Annotated in this window: 7 protein-coding genes, 1 tRNA gene and 1 rRNA gene; 8 read left to right on the top strand and 1 reads right to left on the bottom strand. The window is 45.7% G+C overall.

From position 1 onward, the window contains the following. The coding region (locus C6P11_RS04585; RefSeq protein WP_135518151.1) for a helix-turn-helix domain-containing protein at positions 1–143 on the bottom strand (143 nt) is incomplete at its 3' end. Positions 144–272: 129 nt separating this feature from the next. On the opposite strand from C6P11_RS04585, the gene guaB reads away from it, so the two are divergent. The 8 genes from guaB to C6P11_RS11080 all read left to right on the top strand — a co-directional run. Next, positions 273–1418 carry an IMP dehydrogenase gene (gene guaB / locus C6P11_RS04590; protein WP_135518968.1) on the top strand — a complete coding sequence of 382 codons (1146 nt, stop codon included), beginning with the start codon at positions 273–275 and terminating at the stop codon, positions 1416–1418. A 15-nt stretch (positions 1419–1433) separates the two neighbouring features. Beyond that, positions 1434–2264, top strand: a complete 831-nt coding sequence (locus C6P11_RS04595; RefSeq protein WP_135518971.1) for an IMP dehydrogenase — start codon at positions 1434–1436, stop codon at positions 2262–2264. Between the two features lie 95 nt (positions 2265–2359). Beyond that, positions 2360–4024 (top strand): adenine deaminase, encoded by a 1665-nt coding sequence (ade, locus tag C6P11_RS04600; protein WP_135518974.1) that lies wholly within the window; start codon positions 2360–2362, stop codon positions 4022–4024. A gap of 378 nt (positions 4025–4402) precedes the next feature. Further along, complete coding sequence (gene ruvA, locus C6P11_RS04605; protein WP_135518977.1) at positions 4403–5005, top strand: Holliday junction branch migration protein RuvA; 603 nt, start codon at positions 4403–4405, stop codon at positions 5003–5005. A 22-nt stretch (positions 5006–5027) separates the two neighbouring features. Then, on the top strand, positions 5028–6038 hold the full coding sequence (ruvB, locus tag C6P11_RS04610) for a Holliday junction branch migration DNA helicase RuvB (protein WP_135518980.1): 1011 nt from the start codon (positions 5028–5030) through the stop codon (positions 6036–6038). Positions 6039–6043: 5 nt separating this feature from the next. Beyond that, positions 6044–7090, top strand: coding sequence for a tRNA preQ1(34) S-adenosylmethionine ribosyltransferase-isomerase QueA (gene queA, locus C6P11_RS04615; RefSeq protein ID WP_135518983.1), 1047 nt, complete (start codon positions 6044–6046; stop codon positions 7088–7090). A 108-nt stretch (positions 7091–7198) separates the two neighbouring features. After that, positions 7199–7270, top strand: a tRNA-Gly gene (locus C6P11_RS04620). A 152-nt stretch (positions 7271–7422) separates the two neighbouring features. After that, positions 7423–7501: ribosomal RNA gene (locus tag C6P11_RS11080) — 16S ribosomal RNA — on the top strand; the annotation flags it as partial.

Here is a 7501-nt window from a genome sequence, read left to right on the forward strand (position 1 = left end):
CCAACACAGCGGGCAATCTCACGAGAGATTGTCGAAGCGCTTCTACCAATTTCTTTTGCAATGCTACGCATTGACAACCCTTCTCTGAGTAAAACTTCTATACGTCCGCGATCAAATGCGGTAAGCTGATGATAATGACTCATAATGTTTCCTCGCGTTCTGTATGTTCTAGACAAACTACATTTTACGCTGGTTCATTATGAGTCAGTTTTTATTTAGCTTAGTGTTGCACTTGAATTGTAAATTCAAGTACACAAAATTTGGAGGTTCTCATGTCACACTTTTCAGCCACAAATAAGTTCGTTCCGATGGGATTGACGTTTGATGACGTTCAATTGGTAAACAACACCACTAACGGATTATCACAAAGCGATATTTCTTTGGCAACGACACTAACACCAACTTTGCACCTCAACATTCCAATGTTGTCAGCTGCAATGGATACGGTAACCGAAGCCCGTTTGGCAACGCAATTGGCTTTGCTTGGTGGTATGGGTGTGGTTCACAAGAACATGTTGATTGCCGACCAAGCGGCCGAAGTTGCTAAGGTTAAGGCCGCAACGATTGATGCAGCCCGCTACCCACAAGCAGCGGTTGATTATAACGGTCGTTTGTTGGTAGCTGGTGCAGTCGGTGTGACATCAGATACAGTAACGCGTGTTGGTGCTTTGGTTGATGCCGGGGTTGATGCCATCGTGCTTGATTCGGCTCACGGTCACTCAGAAGGTGTATTGCGTAAGGTTAGCGAAGTACGTGCTGCCTTCCCAGAGTTGAACATCATTGCTGGGAATATTGCGACGAAGGCTGGCGCTGCTGCTTTGTACGATGCGGGTGCCGACGTGGTTAAGGTTGGTATCGGACCTGGTTCAATTTGCACGACGCGTGTTGTGGCTGGTGTGGGTGTCCCACAAATTTCAGCCATTGCCGATGCAGCTGAAGTTGCCAAGCAATATGGCAAGGCGATTATTGCTGACGGTGGCATCAAGGATGCTGGTGATGTTGTGAAGGCTTTGGCGTCTGGTGGTAACGCGGTAATGCTTGGTTCAATGCTTGCCGGTACATTGGAAGCGCCTGGGGAAGTCTTTACTGATGAACAAACAGGTCACCAATACAAGTCATACCGAGGCATGGGTTCAATTGCTGCGATGGAAAACGGTTCAAAGGATCGTTACTTCCAAGGTGAAGTTAATGAAGCCAACAAGATGGTGCCAGGGGGAATCGAAGCACGTACAGCGTACAAGGGTGCGTTGACGGATGTCTTGAACAACGTGTTGGTTGGCGTTCGACGTGGCATGGTAAATGCTGGTGCAACAACGATTGATGAAATGGTCAACCAAGGACACTTGGCTAATATGAAGGAAGCAGTTGATTACACGCGCTTGCCACAAGTACCACGCATCATTGTCGCACAAGCCTAGGGGGAGAGTTTAAACATGATGGAAACAGAAGTAGCTGGATTGAGTTTGGATCAAGTGTTGTTGGTGCCAAGTGAATCAAATGTTTTGCCAAACGCCGTGTCGTTGGCGACGAATTTATCAGCTGATGTGCAAGAGGCTTTGCCGGTGATTGGGGCGCCAACAATGACTGGTTTGGGGATGGCACAAGCATTCGCTGCAAACGGTGCACTGGCAGTCTTGCCAGTTGGGGGAACGCAATTACAAGATGTACAAGCGATGGTCGCTGATGATGAAGCGACACTTGTTGGGGTCGAAGTTTTAAATGAAGTTGATGCATTTGAGACGGCCGTTATGCTCCACGCAGCTGGTGCAAAGCTAATTGATTTCGTATTGGATGACAATCTTGACCAAGCAATCGACACATTGCGTTTGTTGGCGCAACAAGTACCACCATTGACGATTATGGCTGGACCGGTTGCTGATGCCGAGACAGCGCGTCGTTTGTTCGAAACGGGTATTGATTTGGTTAAGGTAGCCCCTTTGCCAGGCCAACCGGTTTATATGGTAACAACAACGATGGCGGTTGCTGAAGTTGCGAGCGAATTTGATGCCGGCGTTGTTTTGGGCGCTGGTATCCGCTACTCAGGTGACATCGTAAAGGCTTTGGCTGCTGGTGCAGTGGCCGTCATGGTCGACACTGATATTATCGGTGACACACCAGCCGATGATTTGTTCCAGATTGCTGGCGGTCTCCGTTCAGGCATGGGATACACTGGTTCAGCAACGATTGATGATTTGCGTCTTAACGCGCAATTTGTCCAAATTACAGCGGCTGGTTTGGCTGAAAGTCACCCACATGATGTGTAATTGACAAAGTCAGCACCAAACTACGCTAAGCAATAAAACAGTTAAACCGAAAGTGCGGCTTGCCGCACTTTTCTTGTATACATAGGGGTAATGAAATGACAGTAACAGCAGATTGGCATATCACGAATGCGAAAGTACTTGATATTTTTAATCAAAAATTTGTTGAGACGGATCTTTGGGTGACAGGTGACAAAATTGTTTTCTTGGGTACACCAGTTGCTGGTGTTGCCACGCAAACGTACGATGCACAAGGTCAGTACGTGATTCCAGGTTTGATTGACGCGCACATGCACGTTGAAAGTACGACTTTGGCGCCGACAACCTTGGCGAGCGTGTTTATGGAACATGGGATTACCCGTGCTTTCATTGATCCACATGAAATTGCGAGTGTGGCCGGTGCGCCAGCTATCCAATATATGTTGGATGAGGCCGGGCGTACGCCATTCCACTATCATGTGATGTTGCCATCATCAGTGCCGGCTACTAACTTTGAGCGTACTGGGGCAGCGCTGCATGCGGCTGACTTAAAGCCGTTTTACGATCATCCAGATGTTGGTGGCTTGGCTGAAGTAATGGATTACCCAGCAGTCGCTAATGCGGATCCAGATATGATGCAGAAAATCGCCGATGCGTTGGCTGCTCATAAAACGGTTGATGGACACGGTGCTGGGCTAACACCTGAACAAATTGCGGATTACCGTAATGTGGGCATTGATACTGATCACGAAGCGGTGAATGCACAAGAAGCTGCTGAACGAGCAGCGCTAGGCATGCACATTTTGATTCGCGAAGGAACGGTTGAACAAGATGAATTGGCAATCTTGCCAGCTATTAATGCGCAAAATCAACGACAATTCTCATTTGCAACTGACGATAAGACAGCGGTGGATATTGCAGAAAATGGTGGGGTTGATCACAGCGTACGGGTTGCGATGAACGCGGGGATGGCACCTGAACTGGCGTTGACAATGGCAACGTTGAACGCGGCCGAAGCACATCACCTTACTAATGTTTGTGCATTGACGGCTGGATATGTGGCCGACTTGGTTGTGGTTGAGGACCTAAAGACGTTGGAGCCAACGCGTACAATGGTCAGCGGTGAATGGATTGATGAGCACGAGCCGGTGCAACCACGACCATTTGCCACGAACTTGATGAATGTGTCTTTGACTGAAGCTGATTTGGCATTGCCGCTTAAGACGGGCCGTACACACGTTATTGACGTGAAGCCTTTCCACATCGATACAGAACATAGCGTGGTTGATGTGCCAATGAATGGTGACCATGAATTTTTGCCGAATGCTGAATTCGCAAAGATTACGGTGGCAGAACGTTACCATGATTTGGGTAATGGGGTTGGCATCATCCGTGGTTTGGGTATTCGCGAAGGTGCCGTTGGGACAACATTCTCAAATGATTCACACAACGTGGTAATTGCTGGGGCCAGTGATGAAGCGATAGTGCAGGCAGCTGATGCCTTGCGTGAAATTGGTGGAGGTATGGTGGTTGTTGACGGTCAAGGTGATGTAACGGCATTGCCACTTGAGATTGGTGGTTTGATGACCACGGCATCGGTTGAAACAACAGTTGCTAAGACCCGTGAACTACATGCTAAGATTTCACAACTATGCAACGTCGATTTTGACGTTTTCCAAACGTTGTCGTTCATGGCATTGCCAGTTATTCCAAGTTTGAAGATTACGGATCAAGGATTGTTTGATTTTGACACATGGTCATTCATCGGTATTGATGCTGAATAAGAAAAGTTATGAATAAACAAAAATGGACCGAGTCGCGAAGACTTGGTCCATTTTTGCTGTAGGTTTATAAGAGATATGTTAATTGAGTAGATTCGCTTGGGAAAGCAAAATCAATCGCCATGTGGGTGACGAATCAACTTGCAGAATTACATGGGTTTGTAATTCGGTTAACATCAAGTCGATATACTTATAATAGCTATCAGTTGTGAACGAATTGTGAAAGAAAACTAGAAATTATCAGTTTAACTAACTAAAAGTGTTTTTGGTGTATCGTATGTGATACAAAAGTAGTCGGCTTTTTGAATTCACATGTCACTGTTCGAGAAAACCTAATTTCTGGTACAATATGAATTAAGTAAATGAACAGGGAGAAGATAGATGTACGAGTATTTGAATGGTGTTATTACTGATATTGCACCAAATTACATCGTTGTGGAAGTTGGTGGCGTTGGCTATCGCGTCTTAGTTGCCAATCCATACGCTTTTCCATTGAATGAATTAGAACGCGTTTATGTTGAACAAATTATTCGTGAGAACGAGCAATCATTGTATGGCTTTATTACGGCTGATGAAAAATTGCTGTTCCAAAAGCTACTAAACGTGTCTGGTATCGGACCAAAGTCAGCTTTGGCCATTTTGGCGAATGCTGATCACAGTGGGCTGGTGAGTGCAATTGCCAATAACGATGTGAACTTCTTGATTAAGTTCCCAGGTATTGGTAAGAAGACGGCCCAACAAATTATTCTGGATTTGCAAAACAAGCTTGGTGATTTGCCATTTAATAATGACGCTGATCTTGGTTTGATTTTGCCAACGCAACCAGCTAATGATGACAACCCAGAGTTGACGGATGCTTTGTTGGCACTTGAAGCACTTGGTTATGCGAAGAAAGATGTTAATAAGGTTGAAAAGGCACTGGCTAAGGAAGCGCCAATGGATACGGCTGCGTATGTCAGTGCTGGTTTGAAGTTACTACAATAGTAAGCCGAAAGGAGGCTGTTAGATGGCTGACGATATTTTACGTGACACGGCGGCTAATTTCGGTGAGGAATTGATTGAAAAGTCGCTTCGCCCATCAACATTAAGCCAATACATTGGTCAAGAACCATTGAAAGCCCGTTTGCAAGTTTATATTCAAGCGGCGCGCCAACGCGAAGAGCCACTTGACCACGTTTTGCTATATGGGCCACCCGGACTAGGTAAGACGACATTGGCGATGGTAATTGCGAATGAAATGGGCGTTGGTTTGCGTACCACGTCAGGACCGGCGATTGAAAAGTCGGGTGATTTGTTGGCCTTGCTAAACGAATTACAACCGGGCGATGTGTTGTTTATTGATGAAATTCACCGTATGCCTAAGACAGTTGAGGAAATGCTTTATTCAGCGATGGAAGATTTCTACGTCGACATTATTGCTGGTGAAGGACCAACCGCCCGACCAATTCACTTCCCATTGCCACCATTTACATTGATTGGTGCAACAACGCGTGCCGGTATGTTGTCACAACCGTTGCGTGATCGCTTTGGTATTGTGGAACACATGGCGTATTACACAACAAGTGAGTTAGCAGAGATTATTCAACGATCAGCTGATATCTTTAATACGACGATTAAAGAGTCGGGTGCGATTGAATTAGCACGTCGATCACGTGGTACGCCACGTGTCGCAAATCGTTTGCTGCGTCGTGTGCGTGACTTCGCAATGGTGAAGCAACGTGATGACATCGATGACGCAATGGTTAACTTCTCATTGGATTTGTTGAAGGTTGATAGTGCCGGATTAGATGAAGTTGACCACAAGATTTTGCGCACAATGATTGAGTACTATCAAGGTGGCCCGGTGGGTGTGAATACCATTGCAGCTAATATTGGTGAAGAAGTTGATACGATTGAATCAATGTATGAGCCATACTTGCTGCAAATTGGTTTCTTGCAACGTACACCGCGCGGACGTGTGGTGACGCAAGCAGCGTATGAACACTTAGGACTACCGTTTGTTGAGAAGAAGGGTTAATTGAGATGACAGAACAACACTATACACTTGAAGATTTTGATTATGATTTGCCACATGAGTTGATTGCACAAACGCCGTTGAAGCAACGCGATGGGTCACGTTTGTTGGAATTGAATGCAGAAACGGGTGAAGTCCACGATCGACACTTCTATGATATTTTGGATTACCTAAATCCTGGGGATGCGTTGGTTATGAATAACTCACGTGTTTTGCCAGCGCGTCTTTATGGTGAGCGCCCAGGAACTGGTGGTCACGTAGAAGTCTTGTTGTTGCGCCAAGATCATGGTGATGTCTGGGAGACGTTGGTCAAGCCAGCTAAGAAGTACCCAGTCGGTCAGGAAATTGTCTTTGGTGACGATGCGTTGAAGGCAGTGGTTACTGAAGAGCTTGAACACGGTGGCCGTATGATTGAGTTCAAGTACGATGGTATCTTCTTGGAGATTTTGGAATCACTTGGTGAAATGCCATTGCCACCATATATTAAAGAGAAGCTAGATGATAAGGAACGTTATCAAACGGTCTACTCAAAGGTTAATGGATCAGCTGCAGCACCAACGGCTGGTTTGCACTGGACACCAGAGCTATTGCAAAAGGCTGCTGATAAGGGTGTTAAGTTAGTTGAATTGACGTTGCACGTTGGTTTGGGAACGTTCCGTCCAGTTGAAGAGGAGAACATTGAGGACCACAAGATGCACTCAGAGTTCTACCAATTGTCAGCTGAGGCAGCCCAAACGCTGAACGACGTGAAGGCCAATGGTGGGCGTATTGTGGCAACCGGTACGACATCTATCCGTACTCTTGAGACAATCGGTTCAAAGTTTAATGGTGAACTACGCGAAGATTCAGGTTGGACGGATATCTTTATCAAGCCTGGTTATAAGTGGACGGTTGTTGATGCGTTCATTACAAACTTCCACTTGCCAAAGTCAACTTTGGTGATGCTGGTTGCTGCGTTTACAGGTCGTGAGAACATCTTGAACGCCTACCAACACGCTATTTCTGAAGGTTATCGCTTCTTTAGTTTTGGGGACGCGATGTACGTTCACAAGTAGAAAATAAAACGAATTCAAACTTCTTTTAAAAAAGGGGTTGACGATTCATGAATGGATGTGTAATATATATTATGTTGTTGAGGCAACGAGTTATATAAAAGCATTCATGCGGATGTAGTACAATGGCTAGTGCTCCAGCCTTCCAAGCTGGGAATGCGGGTTCGATTCCCGTCGTCCGCTTTGTAGATCATTGAAAACTGAATATCGTTTCGATGAAACAAATGTGTAGGGTCATCAAGTTAAGCTTGATGCAAAAACATTTGCGAAGTCAATTCGCTAGTAAATTCGTTTAACTTCTGTTAAACAACAAAAATTGAGTTATACTCAAACTTCAAATTGAGAGTTTGATCCTGGCTCAGGATGAACGCTGGCGGCGTGCCTAATACATGCAAGTCGAACGCTTTGTGGTTC

Source organism: Weissella confusa, from assembly GCF_004766315.1.
GTDB lineage: Bacteria > Bacillota > Bacilli > Lactobacillales > Lactobacillaceae > Weissella > Weissella confusa_A.